Source organism: Citrobacter youngae (assembly GCF_003818115.1).
GTDB lineage: Bacteria > Pseudomonadota > Gammaproteobacteria > Enterobacterales > Enterobacteriaceae > Citrobacter > Citrobacter youngae.
Window position 1 is genome coordinate 330,342 of sequence record NZ_RPOI01000010.1, and the last position, 19,543, is coordinate 349,884.

Genomic DNA, 19,543 nt, shown 5'->3' on the forward strand with positions numbered 1-19,543 from the left:
AAAAAACCGGTGCGTAATCATCACGAATATGAATTAACTGCTGAACTGACGGAACAACGCTTTGCCTTTAAGAAGACGTGAACCGAGCCATCCGCCGCAGAGAGAGAGCAGCAATGCCCCACAAAGCGGCAACACAACCCACAGCCGCCAGTCTGGTTCCCACGGGAAATCAAACACGTGGGTTTGCAGCACCGCCAGCGCCGTTTCCGCCCCGATGGCCGCCACCAGGCCGGCGACCATCCCGAGCATCGCGAACTCGCACCACAGCGTGGTACGCAGCAGCTTCTTGCCCGCGCCCAGCGTACGCCAGACCACCAGTTCCTGATGACGCTGACGCATCCCCACCTGCACCTGCGCCAATAGCAGCAACATACCGCAGGCGGTAACCAGCACCACCATCACCTCCAGCGCGCGGCTCACCTGCTCCAGCACCTGACTCACCTGTTTGAGAATAGCGCCAATATCCAGCAGGCTGATAGTCGGGAATTCGCGGTTAAGCTGCGTCAGCATGCCGTTGCCGTTCTCCCAACGAAAGCTGGTTAACCAACTTTGCGGCTGCCCGTCCAGCGCACCGGAGGGGAAAATGAAGAAGAAATTCGGTCGCAGGCTTTCCCAGTCCACTTTGCGCAGACTGCTGACCGTGGCGCTGAAATCCTGGGTATCGCCCATAAAGGTCACACGATCGCCAGGCTTTACGTTTAACCGCTTCGCCAGCCCCTCTTCCATCGACACTTCACCCGCTTTTGGCGGCCAGCTTCCGGCGGTAATCGGGTTATGATCCGGCCGGGTATCCTGCCAGGTCAGATTCAATTCACGATTAAGCGCCTCGTCCTGATTACCTTCGGTCGCTTTGTCATTGATTGCCGTCAGACGCGCCCGCACGATGGGATAGAACGACTCCGGGATCACCTGATGCTCAGCAAGGAAAGTCTTCAGCGGCGCCACCTGCTCGGTGGCAATGTTGATCAGAAAATAGTTTGGGCTTTCCGGCGGCATTTGCTGCTGCCAGCGGTCGAGGAGATCGCCGCGCAGCACCAGCAACAGCGCCAGCAGCATAAAGGACAGCGAAAATGCCGACAGCTGGCTGAGCGTTGACCACGGCTGGCGCAACAGCCGGCTGACCGCTAAACGTAGCGGTAGCGACGTTAACGTCAGGCCACGCAGTACGTTGAGCAGCATCCAACCCAGCACGCCGCACAGCAGCGCCAGCACCACCGCCCCGGCCAGTACAGCCCACAGCAGCATACTTCCGCCCATCAATCCGGCCAGCAGCGCAACCACAACTATCGTTGCTACGGGCAGATAGACCTTGAGCGGCCAGACGTTTGCCACCACGTCGCGACGCAGTACCCGCAGCGGCTGCGTCGCCAGCAGCAGGCGATAAGGGCGTAGCCCCACCAGCAGAGAAATGACGGTCATCGTACCGAGTGCCCACAGCCACGGCCACAGGCTAGCGGGCGGCAGCTCACCTGGCAGAACCGGCTTCAGTAATACCACCAGCACCCGCTCAAATAACAGCCCGAACAGCCCGCCGGTCACGCCAGACAGCGCCAGCACCATCAGCCACTGGCCGATAATCAGCTTGCGCAGCTGCGCCCTGCCCGCACCGAGCGTTTTTAATATCGCCACCAAATCGTAACGGCTGCGGCAGTAATGATTCATCGCCACGGCAACGGCAGCAACCGCCAGCAGTAGCGTTAACAGTGCCGACAGCAGCAGGAACTGTTGCGAACGCTGCAGAGATTTCCCCAACGCCCCTTCATCCTGCTCCAGCCCATACCAGCGCTGTTCCGGCTTTAACTGCGGCAGCAGCCATTTTTCATAGGCTTCCAGTTGCTGTGGCGTACCACCAAATTTATAGCGCCAGGTCACCCGGCTTCCCGGCTGGACCGCCGCCGTTTTTTCGACATCCGCCATGTTCATCATCAGGCGCGGCGCTATCTGGAAAGGATTAAAACCGGAATCCGGTTCCTGCACCACTTCCCCGGCGATGCGCAGGGTGGCATCGCCAACGTCGATGGAATCACCGATTTTTACGTTGAGCAGCGCCATCAGACGCGGTGCCAGCAGCACTGAGCCCGGCTGCGGTTTCAGCCCCGGCGGATTGGTTTGCAACGAGCCGTACATCGGATACACATCATCCACCGCTTTGACGTTCGCCAGCTGCGGCGTATCCCGGGCAAAGGTCATGGTGGCAAAGGTGATCTGTTCACCCACCTGCAGACCACGCTGTCGCGCCTCGTCAATCCACGCTTTCGGCACAGCGCGCGAACTTTGCAGCGACCGGTCCCCCGCCATAAACTCACGACTTTGCTGGCTAAGTCCTTTTTCCATGCGATCGCTGATATTGCCCAGCGCCAGCACGCAGGCCACCGCCAGGCTCAGCGCCAGCCAGACTATCAGTAATGAAGGCGAGCGCCATTCGCGCCAGAACCAGCGTGCAATCATGCCTCCTCCTGCAACTGTCCGTTCACCAGGCGTAAACGCCTATCGCAACGCGCCGCCAGCTGCGGGTCATGGGTCACCAGAATCAGGGTGGTGCCATGTTCCCGGTTCAGAGAAAACAGCAGGTCGGCGATTTTGTCTCCGGTCTGCCTGTCCAGATTGCCCGTTGGTTCATCGGCAAACAGCACATCAGGGCGTCCGTTAAACGCCCGTGCCAGCGCTACGCGCTGCTGCTCCCCGCCGGAAAGCTGGGCCGGAAGATGATCAAGGCGTTTTCCCAACCCCAGTTGCTCCAGCAGCGTTTTTGCCCCATCACGACTTTTTCCGCTATTTTCGCCGCGTAGCAGCGCGGGCAGTTCGACGTTTTCCAGCGCGTTGAGGGTTGGAATTAACATGAATGACTGGAAGACAAAACCCACGTGCCGCGCCCGAAGCTGCGCCCGGGCTTCTTCATCCATGGCGTGCAGCGCCTGCCCCACCAGGCTGACTTCACCGCCGGAGCCATCGTCCAGCCCGGCGAGGATCGCCAGCAGCGTGGATTTCCCCGATCCCGACTCGCCAATCAACGCAATGGTCTCGGCGCGTTTGACAACCAGTTCAACTCCGGTAAGGATGGATAGCTCTTGATCACCCTGACCGACGGATTTCTTAAGATGATGAACTTCAACAATGTTTTCCGCTGGCATTGGCCTTTCCTGTTCCTGGTTCTGTTAACTTTCCGCGCCGCCGCAGCGGACACGTTATTAATTCTGGGTGACAGCCTGAGCGCCGGATACCGTATGTCCGCCAGCGCCGCGTGGCCTGCACTGCTTAATGATAAATGGCACAGCAAAACACCGGTGGTAAATGCCAGTATTAGCGGTGATACCTCACAGCAGGGTCTGGCCCGTCTGCCTGCATTACTCAAGCAGCACCAGCCGCGCTGGGTGCTGGTCGAACTTGGCGGCAACGATGGCCTGCGCGGGTTTGCACCAGCCCAAACTGAACAAACCCTGCGTACCATTTTGCAAGACGTGAAAGCGGCAAATGCCGAACCGCTACTGATGCAAATTCATCTGCCAGCTAACTACGGTCGCCGTTATAATGAAACCTTTAGCGCGATTTATCCCAAGCTTGCCAAAGAGTTTGATATTCCTCTGCTGCCCTTTTTTATGGAAGAGGTCTATCTGAAACCCCAATGGATGCAGGATGATGGTATCCATCCTAATCGTGACGCCCAGCCGTTTATTGCCGACTGGATGGCGAAACAATTGACCCCTTTAGTAAATCACGACTCGTAATTCAACGGAGATCCTGACAGGTAAAGTTATGCAAAAATCGGTCTTAATAACAGGATGTTCCAGCGGAATCGGTCTGGAAAGTGCGCTTGAGCTTAAACGCCAGGGTTTTCAAATTCTGGCAGGCTGTCGCAAACCTGACGATGTCGCGCGTATGAACAGTATGGGATTCACTGGCGTATTGCTGGATCTGGATTCACCCGAAAGCGTGGATCGCGCCGCCAACGAGGTGATCGCCCTGACCGATAATCGTTTGTATGGGATCTTTAACAACGCCGGATACGGCGTCTATGGCCCGCTGTCCACCATTAGCCGCGAGCAAATGGAGCAGCAATTTTCCGCCAACTTCTTTGGCGCGCATCAACTGACCATGCGCCTGTTGCCCGCCATGCAACCTCACGGCGAAGGACGTATCGTGATGACCTCATCGGTGATGGGATTGATCTCAACGCCGGGACGCGGCGCCTATGCCGCCAGCAAATACGCGCTGGAAGCCTGGTCCGACGCGCTGCGTATGGAGCTGCGCCACAGCGGGATTAAGGTCAGCCTGATTGAACCCGGCCCTATTCGCACCCGTTTTACCGAAAACGTCAACCAGACCCAGAGTGATAAGCCCGTCGAGAACCCCGGTATTGCTGCTCGATTTACATTGGGCCCGGAGGCCGTTGTCGCCAAAGTGCGTCATGCGTTTGAGAGCGACAAACCGAAGCTACGTTATCCGGTTACGTTGGTGACCTGGGCAGTGATGCTACTTAAACGCCTGTTGCCAGGCCGCATAATGGACAAAATTTTACAGGGTTGAGTTGAAGCACGCGCGTCAGCCCCCATGTAACAAGAAATCGACAAAAGAGAGTAACTCCATGTCCACACAGAATATTGTTAACATTAACGAATCTAACCTGCAGCAGACCCTTGAACAGTCGATGACCACGCCGGTCCTGTTCTATTTCTGGTCTGAGCGCAGCCAGCACTGCCTGCAATTGACGCCGGTACTGGAGAGCCTTGCCGCCCAGTACAACGGCCAGTTTATTCTCGCCAAGCTCGACTGCGACGCCGAGCAGATGATCGCTTCTCAGTTTGGCCTGCGCGCCATCCCTACGGTTTATCTGTTCCAGAACGGTCAGCCAGTGGACGGATTCCAGGGCCCGCAGCCGGAAGAGGTTATCCGCGCGCTGCTGGAAAAAGTGTTGCCGAGCGAAGAAGAGCTGAAAGCGCGTCAGGCTATCGAGTTCATCGAAGCAGGTAATCACGCCGACGCGCTGCCGCTGCTGAAAGAAGCCTGGCAGATCTCCAACCAGAGCAGCGAAATTGGCCTGCTGCTGGCGGAAACGCAAATCGCCCTGAACCGCTCTGACGAAGCCGAAGCGGTGCTGAAAACCATTCCGTTGCAGGATCAGGACACCCGTTATCAGGGGCTGATCGCACAGATCGAACTGCTGAAGCAGGCGGCGGATACGCCGGAAATCCAGCAACTGCAGCAGCAGGTCGCCAGCAATCCGCAGGATGCGGCGCTGGCAACTCAACTGGCCATCCAGTTACATCAGGTCGGACGTAACGAGGAATCACTGGAACTGCTGTTCAGCCACCTGAAGAAAGATCTCACTGCTGCCGACGGTCAGGCACGTAAGACCTTCCAGGAGATCCTTGCCGCACTCGGCACCGGCGATGCGCTGGCCTCAAAATACCGCCGCCAGCTGTACGCGCTGTTGTACTAATCTGCCGCATTTGCCGGATAGCGCTAGCCGCCATCCGGCATCACGTCACGTCTTCTTCAAATGCGTTACGACTAATTGGTGGCGCGAATTATAGAATTTCCGATAGGTCAGGTAGCAGGCAATAATGGTCGACAGGCTGGCGGTAGAAAGCAGCATAAACGTCACCATAATCTGATACTTAATCGCTTTTACTGGATCAATACCCGCGAAGATCAATCCGGACATCATCCCCGGTAAACTCACCAGCCCTACCGTTTTAGCAGAGTCGATCGTTGGGATCAGCGAGGCGCGAATGCTGTCGCGAATCAGCGCCGCGGAGGCCACTTTCGGCGTCGCGCCGAGGCTGAGTTTTTCCTGAATTTGCTGCTGTTCGCTGTTAAACCGCTGCCCCAGATTGTTGTAACACAGCCCCACCGCCACCATCGCATTGCCAGCAATCATGCCGGAGATCGGGATGACCTGCATCGGCGTGAACTCGATAGAACCAGACAAAACCAGCACCGCCAGCGTTAATCCCGCCCCCACCGTGATAGCGATAAACGACGAGAGGAAAGCTTTATCAATATATTTACTGCGCTTTTGTGCGTTATAAGCCGCGTTAAAGCAAATAAACAGCACCATCAGTAAGGTCAGAATGCTGTGGTTAACGCCAAAAATATATTTCAGCACATAGCCGACGATAATAAGCTGAACCACCGCCCGGCAAACGCTCCAGAGAATATCTTTCTCCAGCGCCAGTTTTTCTTTGTGGCTAATCAGGATTGCCACCACCACCAGCATCATCGCTAATGCCAGGGACTCATTGGTAATATTATGCTCGTTCATTGCGTGCTTCCTGCATTTCTCCGGCGTGCGGTTGAAGGGTTATGACATTATCCGCATGCGTAATTTCATCTTTGTCGTGCGTCACCCACAGCACCGCAATATTCTTATCACGAACATAGTGGTGAATTAATTCGTTCACATTACGTTTATTAGCCTCATCCAGCGCGCTGGTGATTTCATCAAGCAGCAGGATTTTGGGCAGAAACTGCAAATTACGAATTAGCGAGACGCGCTGCTTTTCGCCACCGGACAACTCATTGATGCTTTTTTTGAGGATCGTCTCGGGGAGATCAAAATGGGCCAGATCGCTCAGAAACGCATCCGGCTCCGGACGTTTATTACGGATTTGCCAGGGGAAAATGAGGTTGTCGTAAACGGTGTCACCAAACAAAGCGGGCGTTTGCGCGCAATAAGAGACCTGCTGGCGATACGTTTCCGGCTTGAGGGTAGTTATATCCTTGCCCTTAAACAGAATCTCACCGGCAGTCGGACTCATTAATGACGCCACAATCTTGAGTAACGTACTTTTCCCGCAGCCAGACTGGCCGGTAATCAGCTTAAATTCTCCGGCGCGGAGATCAAAACAGATGTTATTGAGAACCTGCGTCTCCCCTGCCTGCCATGCGACATTTTTTAACTGAAGCAGAATGCTGCTTTCTTCCATTACATATCCCTTTTTTACCTCTTTCATGCAGACAGTCTATACCCAAAATAATTCGAGTTGCATGAAGGCGGCAAGTGAGCGACAAATTCGTCAGGAACGAATTTGACCAGCTTAAGGCTGGCCTCCGGTGGGGGACATGGATGTCCCTCATTAATCTCCAGGAGCATAGCTAACTATGTGACTGGGGTGAGCTAACGTAGCTAACGCACATGCAACTTGAAGTATGAAGGGTATATGCCTGTAATTTATTATAAGGGAACCCCCCTTGATTAATCGGGTATAATTTGATTAATGAGGCAGTAAAGGACAGCACAACAGGAGGTTTCATCAATGCTCATTTTTATTCCTATTCTTATTTTTGTCGCGCTGGTCATCGTCGGCGCTGGCGTCAAAATCGTCCCGCAGGGATATCAGTGGACGGTAGAGCGTTTTGGCCGTTACACCAAAACCCTGCAACCGGGTTTAAGCCTTGTTGTGCCGTTCATGGACCGCATTGGTCGTAAGATCAACATGATGGAACAGGTGCTTGATATCCCTTCTCAGGAAGTCATCTCCAAAGATAACGCCAACGTCGCCATTGATGCCGTGTGCTTTATTCAGGTGATCGACGCGCCGAAAGCGGCCTATGAAGTTAGCAACCTGGAACTGGCGATTATCAACCTGACCATGACCAACATTCGTACCGTTCTCGGTTCGATGGAACTCGATGAAATGCTCTCCCAGCGCGACAACATCAACACGCGCCTGCTGCATATTGTTGATGAAGCCACGAATCCCTGGGGCATCAAAATCACCCGTATCGAGATCCGCGACGTGCGTCCTCCGGCCGAACTTATCGACGCGATGAACGCGCAGATGAAAGCCGAACGTACCAAGCGCGCCTACATTCTTGAGGCCGAAGGGATCCGTCAGGCAGAAATCGTCAAGGCCGAAGGTGAGAAGCAGTCGAAGATCCTTAAAGCGGAAGGTGAACGCCAGTCCGCGTTTTTACAGGCTGAAGCGCGTGAACGTTCCGCAGAAGCCGAAGCTCGCGCAACGCAGATGGTTTCTGAGGCTATTGCCGCCGGGGATATTCAGGCCGTGAACTACTTCGTGGCGCAGAAATACACCGAAGCGCTGCAGCATATTGGCTCGTCAAATAACAGCAAAGTGGTGATGATGCCGCTGGATGCCAGCAGCCTGATGGGCTCTATTGCCGGGATTGCCGAACTGGTTAAGGACAGCGCCAGCGAGCGGAAAAAATCATGATAGCGATGATTCTGGTGCACCCCCACATCTTCTGGCTCAGCCTCGGCGGTTTGCTACTCGCCGCCGAGATGCTGGGCGGTAACGGCTATCTGTTGTGGAGCGGCGTAGCGGCGGTAATTACCGGTCTGGTCGTCTGGCTCGTTCCGCTAGACTGGGCGTGGCAGGGGGCGATGTTCGCCGCCCTCACCCTGCTGGCGGCCTGGCTGTGGTGGAAATGGCTGGCAAGGCGCGTTCAGGAGCAAAAACCCGCCGACAGCCATCTTAACCAACGCGGGCAGCAGCTGGTTGGCCGTCGATTTATTCTGGAAACTGGCCTGGTCAATGGCCGTGGACATATGCGCGTCGGCGATAGCTCATGGCCCGTCAGCGCCCGCGACGATTTGAGCGCCGGAACGCAGGTTGAAGTCATAGCCGTTGAAGGGATAACCCTGATTATTAAAGCGGTATCACACTAAAAAGACAGGAAATAAGACTATGGTCAGGAAGACACCCCTTGCCTTTGCCCTTTGCACATTACTGACCGCCGCCCCGCAGGCATTCGCCTCTTTCGATATGGAAGACTGCAAATGGAGCGACGACAGCTGCCTGCTGAAAGGCACGCCGACCTTTAATCCGGAAAACGACAGCCGCGATAACCTGCTGCGGCTGCTGAGCCAGGAAAAATCATTTGCTCTGCCGGTGCAATCAATGCCAGCGGATATCACCCGCTCCCGGGATTTCTATTTTGCCTATCATCCGCAGTGGGATGACGTTGCCCCGCCGCCAGCCGCTACTCCAGTATCCGGCGAAAACAGCCCACTCTCCCGACAGATGGCCGAACTGAACATTAGCGCAGACGAAATAAACGTCAACGACGCTGAGCTTGAGAACCGTCATGTTTCGAATAACACCGGGAGCGTCAGCGCGTTTTTTGCCGCACTGCTGGGGGACTCGACGTTAACGGCGGAACAGCGCCAGGCCTTAGCCCAGGCGCGTACGGGGCTGCTATCCGGGGCAACCCGCGAGCAAATTGAGTCTTCACTTGCCACCCTCCCGGCTGATTCACCCGCTCAGTCCTATAAAAATTATCTGGCCGCGGCCGCCAGTTTCTATGCCGGTGATTATGCCAGCGCCGAACGGGATTTTACTCAGCTTGCCAAAAGTGAGCGTCCGTGGCTGGCAGAGACCGCGCAATACATGCTGATGCGTGCGGCGTTGAACAAGAGCAGCCAGAACAGCGTGGGCGAATACGGCGATTTTGATATTGCAAAAATTAACCGCGAGGACGCGACTCAGGCTCAGACGCAGGCGCAAGCCTATCTGCAACGTTACCCGCAAGGCCTGTATGCCGACTCCGCGCGCGGTATGCTGCGTCGCATCAACTGGTATTTACAGGCGTGGCCGCAGCTGGCCGGGTTGTATGAGCAGACGCTCCAGCAGTCGGCTGACGCTCGGCAACTGCGTGAAATTGTCATCGAATACGATAATGTCTACGGTATGGCGTTCTACGAACAGTCCGTGGTAGAAGCCTTCCCCGATGCGCCGCATGTCAGCTATATCGAACTGCTGCGCGCGCTGCGTCTGGATAACAACAGTAAACCCACGCTGACCCAGGCGCAGCTCGATGCCAGCAAACCGGTGTTTGAGCAGAGCCAAAAATTGCCGCTATGGCGAGATCTGCAACTGAATCTGTGGCTGGCGACGGAGAACTACGCGGCGATTATTCAGGCCGTTACGCCAGCGCAGAAACTTGCCGCTCACGATACCCTCGCCTTCAGTGAGCAGGTGCTGTACGGCGAAGCGCTGATGGGCCAGAAGAACTGGCGCGCGGCGCGTGATTTCTGGCAGCAGTTGCTAAAACTCAGCCAGGACAACGAACAGCAGCAGTATGTACAGGCTAAGCTCGCCGCAACGCTGGTTTATAGCGGCGACGTGGCGGCGGTTTTTGCCCCAGAAAGCGCAGTAACCAACCTGCGTTTTCGCTCGCAGATACTGAAAACACAGGCCTCGCCTGAACTTTTGCGCCAGCAGGCCGTCCATGGACCTAACAATGAAGAGCGTACCATCGCCCTGCATACGCTGCTGGTACGCGATCTTACCGAAAACCGCTTTGGCGACTGGTTGAATGACAGAAAACTGGCCAGCGCCATTACTCCACCGGTTATTAGCGACGCGTTTGATGACGTTAATCTGAGTATTTTCGACTGGAATGGCGACGCTGCCGAGCGCGGTTACACCTGTCGCAGCCTCAATGAAACGGTAACGGTATTGAGCAAAAAAGCGGATGATGCCCACGCGCTGAACTGCTTAGGCGAATTCTTCCGCACCACGCAAACCCACGTCGATTTGTGGAAAAACAGTGCTGGCAACGACGTACTTGAATCAGCAATATCGCGCAAGGAGCCGTTCGGCCAGTTCGACAGGCAAAGCTACTATCAGCAGGTGATCACTTCGCCGAAAGCTGAGGTTGAAGACAAGAGCTTCGCGCTGTATCGCGCCATCATGTGCTATGCGCCGTCAGGCTCTAACGAGTGCGGCGGTGAGGACGTGGATAAACTGCAGCGTAAAGGCTGGTTCACCCAACTGAAAACGCAATATCCGGGAAGTCCGTGGGCGCAAAAACTCAAATACTACTGGTAACCGCGCTGCTGACAGGCCAGGCACAGGCGGCGGATATCGTCGCCGCCCGTGAGCATCCGGCCTTCTGGCTGTGGTCAGGCGTGAAGGCCAGTGATGAGCTGAAAGACGCACAAACGGTCTATCTGCATCAGGGTGAGGTGCTGGTTCGTTCGGGTAACGTGGTTTTCCAGCGTCTCGGGCTGCCGGTCAGCCGCCTGTCTTTTCCCTCGATCTGGCTGACCGTGCGCTTTACCACGCTCGACGTACCGGAGGCGATCCCGGCTCGCATCATAAGATTGATGCAACGCTGGCAGACCGCCGGGAATCACGTGGTCGGCCTGCAGGTTGATTTTGACGCGGCGACCCATCAGCTTGCCGATTACGCGCGCTTTCTGCAGCAATTACGCCAACAGCTACCGGCCGAGTTCGCACTTGGCGTGACTGGACTTCTGGATTGGGCAAAAACGGGCGACGTCGCCACGCTGAATGCGCTGGCGGTCGATGAACTGGTGGTCCAGAGCTATCAGGGCCGTCATACGGTAACGAATTATCAGGCGTATCTGCCTGCACTCAGTCGTCTGCGCATTCCGTTTAAGCTGGGGCTGGTGCAAAACGGTAGCCGGGACCCGCAGGCGGAAGCGCAGCTTGAGAAATCCCCGTGGTACCGCGGCACGGTGGTATTTATGCTTAATCCCCCTCGCCGTTAAGCCTTTGCTTTATGGTGGCAGCAGCCGGAGAGGTTATCGATTATCGGGCATTCGGCGCTGTCATCGCCAGGGCAACTCTCCGCCAGTGCCAGCAAATGCAAACGCATGGCCTGCAGCTCGCTGATATGCCGCTCAATGTCCGCGACCTTTTCTAAGGTACGCTTTTTCACATCTGCGCTATGACGCGCCGGATCGTTAAACAGATTCACCAGTTCGCCGCACTCTTCGAGATTAAAACCCACCTGGCGTGCCTGGCGCAGCAGCGTCAGTTCATTCAGATGCTGTTGGTTGTATGTGCGATAACCATTTTCGCTACGCAGCGGCGGCGTCACTAAGCCTTTTTCTTCATAAAAACGTATCGCTTTGCTGGTCAAACCGGTTCTTTTCGCAACATCGCTAATATTCACATTTCCCCCGCGGATCTTGTTGGTACTGAGCCCCATTATAGCCCAGATTGTCGTAATGATTTACCCGAGAACCCTGCACATTTCCCACCATCACCGCGATGCACAAATCCTTTTAATTCACATTGTTATATCCGATTCAGATCACATTTATGCATTTAATGACTGCACGAAATTGACTCAAATCAAAAGATATATTGGTTCTACATCTTTCGTCTTGAACAAAGGGAAACAATTTTATATATAAACGCGAATGATAATGATGATCATTTACATTCAATAAAGGTTCTCTTATGTTGCCACGGAATAACCAAAGGCCATTTATTCTTTCAGCCCTGACATTATGCATGTCCGGCGCCACTTTTGCAGCTACCTCTCCAGCACACGCTTCTACGTCCGACGAAGACACGGTTATCGTCACGGCTAATCGCACAGAAAGTAGTCTTTGGGATAGCCCGGCAACCATCCAGGTTATCGATCGCCAGACGCTGCAAAATTCCACCAGCGTTTCTATTGCTGATGATTTACAAGATATTCCCGGCGTCGAAGTCACCGATAACGCCCTCGCAGGGCGGAAACAAATTCGTATCCGTGGCGAAGCCTCTTCGCGGGTGCTGATTTTGATCGACGGCCAGGTCGTCAGTTACCAACGTGCCGGACAAAACTACGGAGCCGGTTTGCTGATTGACGAATCCGCGCTGGAACGGATTGAAGTGGTCAAAGGTCCCTATTCTGTCCTCTACGGTTCGCAGGCGATTGGCGGCGTCGTGAACTTTATTACCAAAAAAGGCGGCGATAAGCCCCTCGGCGGCAGCGTTAAGGCTGTTTATAACTCCGCAACGGCAGGATGGGAAGAATCAGCAGCGGCCTGGGGCAGCATCGGAAACTTTGACTACCGCATCAATGGTAGCTATTCCGACCAGGGCGACCGCGACACACCTGACGGAAGATTGCCCGACACCAACTTCCGTAATAACGGCCAGGGCGTGTGGCTTGGTTACAACTTCGATCGCCACAAAATCGGACTCTCCCTCGATCGTTACAAACTGTCCACTCAAACCTGGTTTGACGATCCGGAAGGCCAGTTCGACGACTTTAGCGTCAAAATTCCTAAGCTGGAACGCGAGAAAATCGGTCTTTTCTACGACTACGCGGCCGATGGGGATTACCTGAAGAACATCCATGTTGACGCATACACCCAGACAATAGAGCGCAAATTTGAAAACCGGGTCAAAACGACCCAGGTTATCCCCAGCCCGATGATTAAAGCGCTGACGGTCAGCAATCAGACCAATACCAACGACAAACAGTATACCCAGGGGGTAACGCTACAGAGCAACTTCTCCCTGCCTGCTAACAACGAGCTGGTGATTGGCGCTCAGTACCAGCATGACAAAATAAAACAGGACACGGACGGCAGCACGCGCCAGACCGCGGCTACCGGCTTCTTCGATACACAAACACGCACCCTGTCATACAACGAAGCGGAGCAAAGTAACACCTCGTTATTCGCGCAAAACGACTGGCGCTTTGCCGATGACTGGACGTGGACCGTGGGCGCACGCCAGTACTGGCTGTCTTCGAAGCTCAATCGTAACGATACGCAAACTATCCAAAGCAGCGGTACGACCTGGCAATCTACCGGGGGAAATTCCGTTCACGATGATGAACTGGTGACCTCAACCAGCCTACGCTATTCCGGTTTTAAAGATCTTGAACTCCGGGCTGCATATGCCCAGGGCTATGTCTTCCCTACGCTGACTCAGTTGTTCACACAGACGTCCGCAGGTGGCAGCGTGACCTACGGCAACCCAAATCTGAAGGCGGAACACTCGAATAACTATGAGCTGGGCGCGCGGTATAAAGGGAATATGTGGCTGATAGACGGTGCCATTTATTACTCCGAAGCTAAAGACTATATCGCCAGTCTGGCTTGTTCAGGTCAACCCGTATGCAGCGGTAATACCACCTCTTCACGGGGCGGCTATTACTACTACGACAACATCGATCGGGCCAAAACCTGGGGCATGGAACTCACCGCAGAATACAACGGCTGGGCGGTTTCACCTTACCTGAGCGGTAATTTCATTCGCCGTCAGTACGAAGGCAATACCCTTAAAACCTGGGATACCGGCGAACCCACTCTGACCGGACGCGTCGGCCTGAAACATACCTGGTTGATGAACGTCGCTAACCTGACGTCCGATGTCTTTATCCGCGCAGCGTCCAGCGCCAAAGATAATACCGGCACCACGGAAATCAACTACCCAGGCTGGGCCACGCTTAACCTTGCATTCAACACCGAGTTCGGTCCGCAGGATCAGTATCAGGTCAACCTCGCGCTCAACAACCTGACCGACAAGCGTTACAGAACCGCGCATGAATCTATTCCAGACGCTGGTTTCAATGCCGCCGTTGGCTTTGCGTGGAATTTCTGACGATGAAAAAACTCTTGATTGGCTTACTGAGCCTCGCCTGCGTTTTTAGTGCCCAGTCCGCCGACCGCCTGGTGGTGGCGGGCGGATCGCTTAGCGAACTGATTTACGCCATGGGTGTCGGCAACCGGGTGGTCGGCGTCGATGAAACCACCTCGTATCCGCCCGAAACTGCCGCACTCCCGCATATCGGCTACTGGAAGCAGTTAAACAGCGAGGGCATTTTATCGCTGCATCCGGACAGCTTTATCACCTGGCAGGATGCAGGCCCTCAAATCGTGTTGGATCAACTTAGGGCGCAAAAAGTTAACGTCGTGACGTTGCCGCGCGTCCCGGCCACCGTTGAGCAAATGTACGCCAACATCCGGGAACTGGCTCAAACCCTGCGCATTCCTGAACAAGGTGAGACGTTGGTCAATCGCATTCGTCAACGTCTGGATCGCGTTCAGCACAGCGTGGCAGCGAAAAACGCGCCGGTCAAAGCCATGTTCATTCTCTCCGCTGGCGGCAGCGCGCCACAGGTCGCCGGCAAGGGTAGCGTTGCCGATGCCATTATGACCCTTGCGGGCGCACAAAATGTCGCCACTCACGCACAGTACAAAAGCTACAGCGCGGAATCGCTGATCGCCGCCAACCCAGAGGTGATCGTGGTGACGTCGCAAATGGTGGATGGCGGTCTGGCTCGTCTGAGCGCAATCGCCGGTATTACCCACACTGCAGCCTGGAAAAACCAGCGCATTGTGGCGGTAGACCAGGCGCTGATTCTGGGTATGGGGCCGCGCGTCGCCGATGCGGTTGAAGCCCTGCACCAGCAATTCTGGCCTCACTAACTGGATTTATAAAGAACAATGAAAACTGAACACTCGCTGGATCTCACCGCGCATTTTGCGCTCGAGGGAAGTCAGCCCTTTAAGGATCGCCGCGCCACGATGCCCTGGCGTGGGGCGATCCCGGTTGCCAAAGAGCTATTGTCACAAACCTGGCAGGATGTCATCAGCCAACCCACCCCGCCGCGTAAACGGCTGGTGTACTTGCATATCCCTTTTTGTGCAACACATTGTACTTTCTGCGGTTTTTATCAAAACCGCTTTGAAGAGGATCACTGCGCCCGCTATACCAACGCGCTGCTGCGCGAAATAGAGATGGAAGCCGATAGCCCATTGCATCAGTCGGCCCCGATTCACGCCGTCTATTTTGGCGGCGGTACACCGTCTGCGCTGTCGGCACGGGATCTGGCCAGAATCATCACCGCACTGCGTGACAAGCTACCTCTGGCGCCGGACTGCGAAATCACCATTGAGGGGCGGGTACTCAATTTTGACGATGCGCGAATCGATGCCTGCCTTGACGCTGGTGCCAATCGGTTTTCGATCGGCATTCAGTCATTTAACAGCCGGATCCGCAAGAAAATGGCGCGCACTTCGGACGGCCCGACCGCGACGGCCTTTATGCAGGGGCTGGTAAAACGGGATCGAGCCGCCGTGGTGTGCGATCTGCTGTTTGGTCTGCCAGGACAGGACGCCAAACTGTGGGGCGATGATCTGGCGATTGCTCGCGACATCGGCCTCGACGGCGTAGATCTTTATGCGCTGAACCTGCTCCCCAATACGCCGCTTGGCAAAGCGGTTGAAACCGGGCGTACAACGGTTCCCTCCCCTGCCGAACGTCGCGATCTTTATCTTCAGGGTTGCGATTTTATGGACAACGCGGGCTGGCGCTGCATCAGCAACAGCCACTGGGCGCGAACCACGCGGGAACGCAATCTGTACAACCTGCTGATTAAACAGGGAGCAGACTGTCTGGCATTCGGCTCTGGCGCAGGAGGATCGGTCAATGGCTATTCCTGGATGGTCGAGCGCAATCTGACCACATGGCATGAATCCATCGCCGCCGGAAAAAAACCGCTCATGATGATGATGCGAACCGCCGAGCGTGGTTTCCAGTGGCGACACACCCTCCAGGCCGGCATTGAAACGGCCCGCGTCCCGCTGGATGAACTCACGCCTCACGCACAAAAACTGGCCCCGCTACTGACCCAGTGGCATCACGCAGGACTGACGCGAGATGCCAGTACCCGTTTGCGCCTGACCAATGAAGGGCGTTTTTGGGCGAGCAATATTTTGCAGTCTCTTGATGAACTGATTCAAACACTTAACGCGCCGCGCATTGCGGTAGAGCAACCATAAAAGGAGTGAAGTATGAGCCATGTCTCTTTACAGGATTTTTTGAAAACTGAGCCGGACGGTACGCTGGAAGCTATCGCAGCCCAGTACAACACCACGCTGCTGGAGGTGGTGAAAAACCTCCCCTCCCCGACGCTGGTTTCCGGCAGTCAATTTGATACCGTCTGGGAAACCGTCAGCGAATGGGGCAAAGTCACCACCCTGGTCCATACTGCTGATGTCATACTGGAATTCACGGGTGAATTACCTTCAGGATTCCACCGCCACGGTTACTTCAACCTGCGCGGCAAAAAAGGCATGACCGGTCATATCAAGGCAGAAAACTGCACGCATATTGCCCTGATTGAACGCAAATTTATGGGCATGGACACCGCGTCCATTCTCTTCTTTAACCAGGCGGGTAGCGCTATGTTCAAAATTTTCCTCGGTCGGGATGAGCATCGTCAGCTACTGGCCGACCAGGTCAGCGCCTTTCACGCGCTGTCTTCATCCTTAAAGGAACATGCCTGATGGCTCCATGGCTCATTTTTGGTGCAGGTGGTAGCGGCGTCGGCGCGAAAACACTGGCACTCGCACTGGCGGAACAACGTCCGGTGATTGCCGTCGTTCGCAACGCGCAGGTCGCTGCCGGGTTGCAGGAAAAAGGTGTGCAGGTCTTCATTGGCGACGCCTGCGACAGCCAGGTCACCGCCTGTGCCTGTCGCGCAGCGGGTCAACATGCCACGGTGATCTCCTCCATGGGCGGTGCCGAGGATTATCTGGCGCACAGAACCGTCATTGATGAAGCAGAAAAAGCGGAGATCAAACGCATGATTCTGGTGACTTCGCTTGGCTGTGGCGACAGTTGGCCCTTTTTGTCCCCACGCGCCAGGGCCGCATTTGGTCAGGCGGTACGCGAAAAATCGTTGGCTGAAAGCTGGCTACAAACCAGTCAACTGGACTACGCCATTCTCCGCCCCGGCGGTTTACTGAACGGTGCAGCCACAGGTCAGGCGCAACGGATACAGGCCGAGGAGTGCCATGGTTTTGTGATGCGCGCAGATGTTGCCAGGCACATTCACGAACTGGCTACAGCTCCGTCACTCAATAACCAGATTTACAGTTTGGTTGAGCCAGGACTGAAACCCGCGTAAACCCCTCGCGGCGCGGGAACTTCGCGCCGCAAAGACGTTATGGAGCGTTGCGTGCTTAAGGACTCGCTTTCTTCCGTCAGCATTCTGACGGGTCTTTCTCTGTTGTTGGTCGCTCTGATGCTCTTCGGAGCCAGCCAGGGGGCGCTGAACATTAGCTTCAGCGCGCTGTTCAACGACGAATACCGTGACATCTGGTTGAACATCCGCCTGCCCCGCGTGTTGCTGGCCGTTCTGGTAGGCGCAGCGCTGGCAACGGCAGGGGTCATTATGCAGGGGCTTTTTCGCAATCCGATGGCCGATCCTGGCCTGCTTGGCGTCAGTAGCGGCTCCGCGCTGATGGTCGGTATCGCGATAGTTATCCCCTTTTCGTTTCCCGTGGTGTTGGTGCTGTATGAGCAGATGATTTTTGCCGTCGCGGGCAGCATGGTGGTCTGCACGATTATTTTCCTGATAAGCCAGCGGCATAACCACGGCGGAATGATGCAACTGCTGTTAGCTGGTATCGCTATCAATGCTCTGTGCGGTTCGGCTATTGGCGTGCTGAGCTATGTGGGCGATGAGCAGCAGCTACGTCAACTTACACTGTGGATGATGGGCAATCTCGGCCAGGCCCAGTGGCCAACGCTGCTGGTTGCCAGTACCTTTGTTCTTCCAGCCATTGCTGTCACCGTCTGTATGGCGGGCACGCTTAATTTGCTGCAATTGGGTGATGAAGAGGCGCATTACCTCGGCGTGAACGTCAAGCGTAAGCGCCAGCAGTTACTGTTGCTCAGCTCGCTACTGGTTGGCGCTGCCGTTTCCGTCAGCGGCGTAATTGGCTTTATAGGCCTGGTGATCCCGCATCTGATCAGAATGACTACCGGCGCCGATCATCGCTGGTTGATTCCCTGCTCTACGCTGGCGGGCGCCTGTCTACTCCTGATTGCCGATACGCTGGCCCGCACTCTGGTGCAGCCTGCCGAAATGCCCGTTGGCCTGTTAACCAGCCTGATCGGAGGACCGTATTTTCTGTGGTTAATCCTGCGTAGCCGGAGGGTGTCATGATCGTCGCAGAAAATCTGATCTACAACATTCAGGGGAGACGACTGACCGACGATGTTTCCCTGACGCTACCCCAAGGAGAGATCGTCGCGATCCTTGGCCCGAATGGCGCCGGGAAATCGACGCTGCTACGCCAGCTCACAGGTTATCTGCAACCTCACAGTGGGCGCTGTAGCTTATTCGGCAAGCCGCTGGACGAGTGGTCAATCACCGAGCTGGCAAAAATCCGTGCCGTGATGCGCCAGAACAGTCATATGGCCTTCCCGTTTAGCGTTCAGGAGGTCATTCGCATGGGCAGGCATCCGTATCGCACGCGCAATACGGGCGATGAAACGGAGCACATCATGACGTTGTGCGACTGCCAGGCGCTGGCCGCGCGCGATTACCGGCATCTGTCGGGAGGAGAACAACAGCGGGTACAGCTGGCGCGTCTGCTGGTTCAGCTTTGGGAGCCCGAGCCTCGGTCCAAATGGTTGTTTCTCGATGAACCCACCTCCGCCCTGGATATTCACCACCAGCAGCACCTTTTTCGTCTGCTGCGTCGCCTGGTGCGTGAACGGCAGTTTAGCGTCTGCTGCGTCCTGCACGATCTCAACCTCGCAGCGCGTTATGCCGACCGCGTGGTATTGATGGAACGCGGCAGGATTGTTGATAACGGGTATCCGCAGGATGTCCTGAAGCAACGGGCGCTGAACGCGCTGTACGGTGCCGATCTCACGGTCATAAATGAACCGGAGCATCGAACGCCGCTTATCGTCCTCAATCAATAACAGACCGGGAACGCTCTGACGTGACGTTCCCGTTTTTCCCCCTTCGCCTCCTTTTTTCATCTTTTCTAAAAACACCCTTGACCTTCCCCTTGCTGGGA

19 protein-coding genes are annotated in these 19,543 nt (G+C 55.4%); 14 read left to right on the top strand and 5 right to left on the bottom strand.

Features of this window, described 5'->3' with window-relative positions; translation table 11 throughout:
- Nucleotides 1-33 precede the first annotated feature (33 nt).
- Nucleotides 34-2,448, bottom strand: a complete 2,415-nt coding sequence (ybbP, locus tag EHN13_RS10320; RefSeq protein ID WP_124021344.1) for a putative ABC transporter permease subunit YbbP — start codon at nt 2,446-2,448, stop codon at nt 34-36.
- Entirely contained in the window at nt 2,445-3,131 is a 687-nt protein-coding gene (gene ybbA, locus EHN13_RS10325; RefSeq protein WP_101741763.1) for a putative ABC transporter ATP-binding protein YbbA, read from the bottom strand. Before ybbA ends, ybbP begins: the two co-directional genes overlap by 4 nt.
- Here ybbA and tesA point away from each other — a divergent pair.
- The 3 genes from tesA to EHN13_RS10340 are packed head-to-tail and all read left to right on the top strand — an operon-like array spanning nt 3,099 to nt 5,437.
- Nucleotides 3,099-3,725, top strand: coding sequence for a multifunctional acyl-CoA thioesterase I/protease I/lysophospholipase L1 (gene tesA, locus EHN13_RS10330; protein ID WP_101741825.1), 627 nt, complete (start codon nt 3,099-3,101; stop codon nt 3,723-3,725). The two genes, ybbA and tesA, sit on opposite strands and share 33 nt — an antisense overlap.
- A 28-nt stretch (nt 3,726-3,753) precedes the next feature.
- Complete coding sequence (locus EHN13_RS10335; protein WP_115643747.1) at nt 3,754-4,524, top strand: SDR family oxidoreductase; 771 nt, start codon at nt 3,754-3,756, stop codon at nt 4,522-4,524.
- Nucleotides 4,525-4,582: 58 nt separating this feature from the next.
- Nucleotides 4,583-5,437 (top strand): co-chaperone YbbN, encoded by an 855-nt coding sequence (locus tag EHN13_RS10340; RefSeq protein WP_048226259.1) that lies wholly within the window; start codon nt 4,583-4,585, stop codon nt 5,435-5,437.
- Nucleotides 5,438-5,482: 45 nt separating this feature from the next.
- On the opposite strand, the gene fetB is transcribed toward EHN13_RS10340, so the two are convergent.
- A complete protein-coding gene (fetB, locus tag EHN13_RS10345) occupies nt 5,483-6,262 on the bottom strand; it encodes an iron efflux ABC transporter permease subunit FetB (RefSeq protein ID WP_016149725.1) in 780 nt (259 codons plus the stop codon).
- A complete protein-coding gene (gene fetA / locus EHN13_RS10350; protein ID WP_124021345.1) occupies nt 6,249-6,926 on the bottom strand; it encodes an iron efflux ABC transporter ATP-binding subunit FetA in 678 nt (225 codons plus the stop codon). The genes fetB and fetA overlap by 14 nt, the downstream gene beginning before the upstream one ends.
- A 330-nt stretch (nt 6,927-7,256) precedes the next feature.
- Between fetA and EHN13_RS10355 the strand changes: the two genes are divergently transcribed.
- From EHN13_RS10355 to EHN13_RS10370, 4 genes are read left to right on the top strand one after another with little or no spacing between them, the layout of a single operon-like run.
- Complete coding sequence (locus tag EHN13_RS10355; RefSeq protein WP_003021835.1) at nt 7,257-8,174, top strand: SPFH domain-containing protein; 918 nt, start codon at nt 7,257-7,259, stop codon at nt 8,172-8,174.
- A complete protein-coding gene (locus EHN13_RS10360) occupies nt 8,171-8,629 on the top strand; it encodes an NfeD family protein (protein ID WP_101741765.1) in 459 nt (152 codons plus the stop codon). Before EHN13_RS10355 ends, EHN13_RS10360 begins: the two co-directional genes overlap by 4 nt.
- 19 nt (nt 8,630-8,648) lie before the next feature.
- Nucleotides 8,649-10,793 carry a PA5441 family protein gene (locus EHN13_RS10365; protein ID WP_124021346.1) on the top strand — a complete coding sequence of 715 codons (2,145 nt, stop codon included), beginning with the start codon at nt 8,649-8,651 and terminating at the stop codon, nt 10,791-10,793.
- Nucleotides 10,763-11,479: a DUF3142 domain-containing protein gene (locus EHN13_RS10370; RefSeq protein WP_058842539.1), complete on the top strand. Its 717-nt coding sequence runs from the start codon at nt 10,763-10,765 to the stop codon at nt 11,477-11,479. The genes EHN13_RS10365 and EHN13_RS10370 overlap by 31 nt, the downstream gene beginning before the upstream one ends.
- Here EHN13_RS10370 and cueR read toward each other — a convergent pair.
- Nucleotides 11,476-11,886 (bottom strand): Cu(I)-responsive transcriptional regulator, encoded by a 411-nt coding sequence (cueR, locus tag EHN13_RS10375; protein ID WP_003021822.1) that lies wholly within the window; start codon nt 11,884-11,886, stop codon nt 11,476-11,478. The two genes, EHN13_RS10370 and cueR, sit on opposite strands and share 4 nt — an antisense overlap.
- A 290-nt stretch (nt 11,887-12,176) precedes the next feature.
- On the opposite strand from cueR, the gene EHN13_RS10380 reads away from it, so the two are divergent.
- Genes EHN13_RS10380 through EHN13_RS10410 form a run of 7 tightly spaced genes read left to right on the top strand, consistent with a single transcriptional unit; the run spans nt 12,177 to nt 19,445 of the window.
- The gene (locus EHN13_RS10380) at nt 12,177-14,321 is read left to right on the top strand and encodes a TonB-dependent receptor plug domain-containing protein (RefSeq protein WP_124021347.1); all 2,145 of its coding nucleotides are present in this window, start codon (nt 12,177-12,179) and stop codon (nt 14,319-14,321) included.
- A 2-nt stretch (nt 14,322-14,323) separates the two neighbouring features.
- The gene (locus tag EHN13_RS10385; protein WP_124021348.1) at nt 14,324-15,148 is read left to right on the top strand and encodes a heme/hemin ABC transporter substrate-binding protein; all 825 of its coding nucleotides are present in this window, start codon (nt 14,324-14,326) and stop codon (nt 15,146-15,148) included.
- Nucleotides 15,149-15,166: 18 nt separating this feature from the next.
- Entirely contained in the window at nt 15,167-16,504 is a 1,338-nt protein-coding gene (gene hutW / locus EHN13_RS10390) for a heme anaerobic degradation radical SAM methyltransferase ChuW/HutW (RefSeq protein WP_124021349.1), read from the top strand.
- A 12-nt stretch (nt 16,505-16,516) separates the two neighbouring features.
- Nucleotides 16,517-17,011, top strand: coding sequence for a heme utilization cystosolic carrier protein HutX (gene hutX / locus EHN13_RS10395; protein ID WP_003847520.1), 495 nt, complete (start codon nt 16,517-16,519; stop codon nt 17,009-17,011).
- A complete protein-coding gene (gene chuY / locus EHN13_RS10400) occupies nt 17,011-17,634 on the top strand; it encodes an anaerobilin reductase (RefSeq protein WP_048212395.1) in 624 nt (207 codons plus the stop codon). The genes hutX and chuY overlap by 1 nt, the downstream gene beginning before the upstream one ends.
- Nucleotides 17,635-17,685: 51 nt before the next feature.
- Nucleotides 17,686-18,678, top strand: coding sequence for a FecCD family ABC transporter permease (locus tag EHN13_RS10405; RefSeq protein ID WP_087053066.1), 993 nt, complete (start codon nt 17,686-17,688; stop codon nt 18,676-18,678).
- Entirely contained in the window at nt 18,675-19,445 is a 771-nt protein-coding gene (locus EHN13_RS10410; RefSeq protein WP_124021351.1) for a heme ABC transporter ATP-binding protein, read from the top strand. Before EHN13_RS10405 ends, EHN13_RS10410 begins: the two co-directional genes overlap by 4 nt.
- Nucleotides 19,446-19,543: the final 98 nt, after the last annotated feature.

Excerpts from the sequence above, each read along its gene's own strand:
- ybbP (WP_124021344.1), bottom strand. The coding sequence starts at position 2,448 with ATGATTGCACGCTGGTTCTGGCGCGAATGGCGCTCGCCTTCATTACTG.
- tesA (WP_101741825.1), top strand. The coding sequence starts at position 3,099 with ATGATGAACTTCAACAATGTTTTCCGCTGGCATTGGCCTTTCCTGTTC.
- ybbA (WP_101741763.1), bottom strand. The coding sequence starts at position 3,131 with ATGCCAGCGGAAAACATTGTTGAAGTTCATCATCTTAAGAAATCCGTC.
- EHN13_RS10335 (WP_115643747.1), top strand. The coding sequence starts at position 3,754 with ATGCAAAAATCGGTCTTAATAACAGGATGTTCCAGCGGAATCGGTCTG.
- EHN13_RS10340 (WP_048226259.1), top strand. The coding sequence starts at position 4,583 with ATGTCCACACAGAATATTGTTAACATTAACGAATCTAACCTGCAGCAG.
- fetB (WP_016149725.1), bottom strand. The coding sequence starts at position 6,262 with ATGAACGAGCATAATATTACCAATGAGTCCCTGGCATTAGCGATGATG.
- fetA (WP_124021345.1), bottom strand. The coding sequence starts at position 6,926 with ATGGAAGAAAGCAGCATTCTGCTTCAGTTAAAAAATGTCGCATGGCAG.
- EHN13_RS10355 (WP_003021835.1), top strand. The coding sequence starts at position 7,257 with ATGCTCATTTTTATTCCTATTCTTATTTTTGTCGCGCTGGTCATCGTC.
- EHN13_RS10360 (WP_101741765.1), top strand. The coding sequence starts at position 8,171 with ATGATAGCGATGATTCTGGTGCACCCCCACATCTTCTGGCTCAGCCTC.
- EHN13_RS10365 (WP_124021346.1), top strand. The coding sequence starts at position 8,649 with ATGGTCAGGAAGACACCCCTTGCCTTTGCCCTTTGCACATTACTGACC.
- EHN13_RS10380 (WP_124021347.1), top strand. The coding sequence starts at position 12,177 with ATGTTGCCACGGAATAACCAAAGGCCATTTATTCTTTCAGCCCTGACA.
- EHN13_RS10385 (WP_124021348.1), top strand. The coding sequence starts at position 14,324 with ATGAAAAAACTCTTGATTGGCTTACTGAGCCTCGCCTGCGTTTTTAGT.
- hutW (WP_124021349.1), top strand. The coding sequence starts at position 15,167 with ATGAAAACTGAACACTCGCTGGATCTCACCGCGCATTTTGCGCTCGAG.
- hutX (WP_003847520.1), top strand. The coding sequence starts at position 16,517 with ATGAGCCATGTCTCTTTACAGGATTTTTTGAAAACTGAGCCGGACGGT.
- chuY (WP_048212395.1), top strand. The coding sequence starts at position 17,011 with ATGGCTCCATGGCTCATTTTTGGTGCAGGTGGTAGCGGCGTCGGCGCG.
- EHN13_RS10410 (WP_124021351.1), top strand. The coding sequence starts at position 18,675 with ATGATCGTCGCAGAAAATCTGATCTACAACATTCAGGGGAGACGACTG.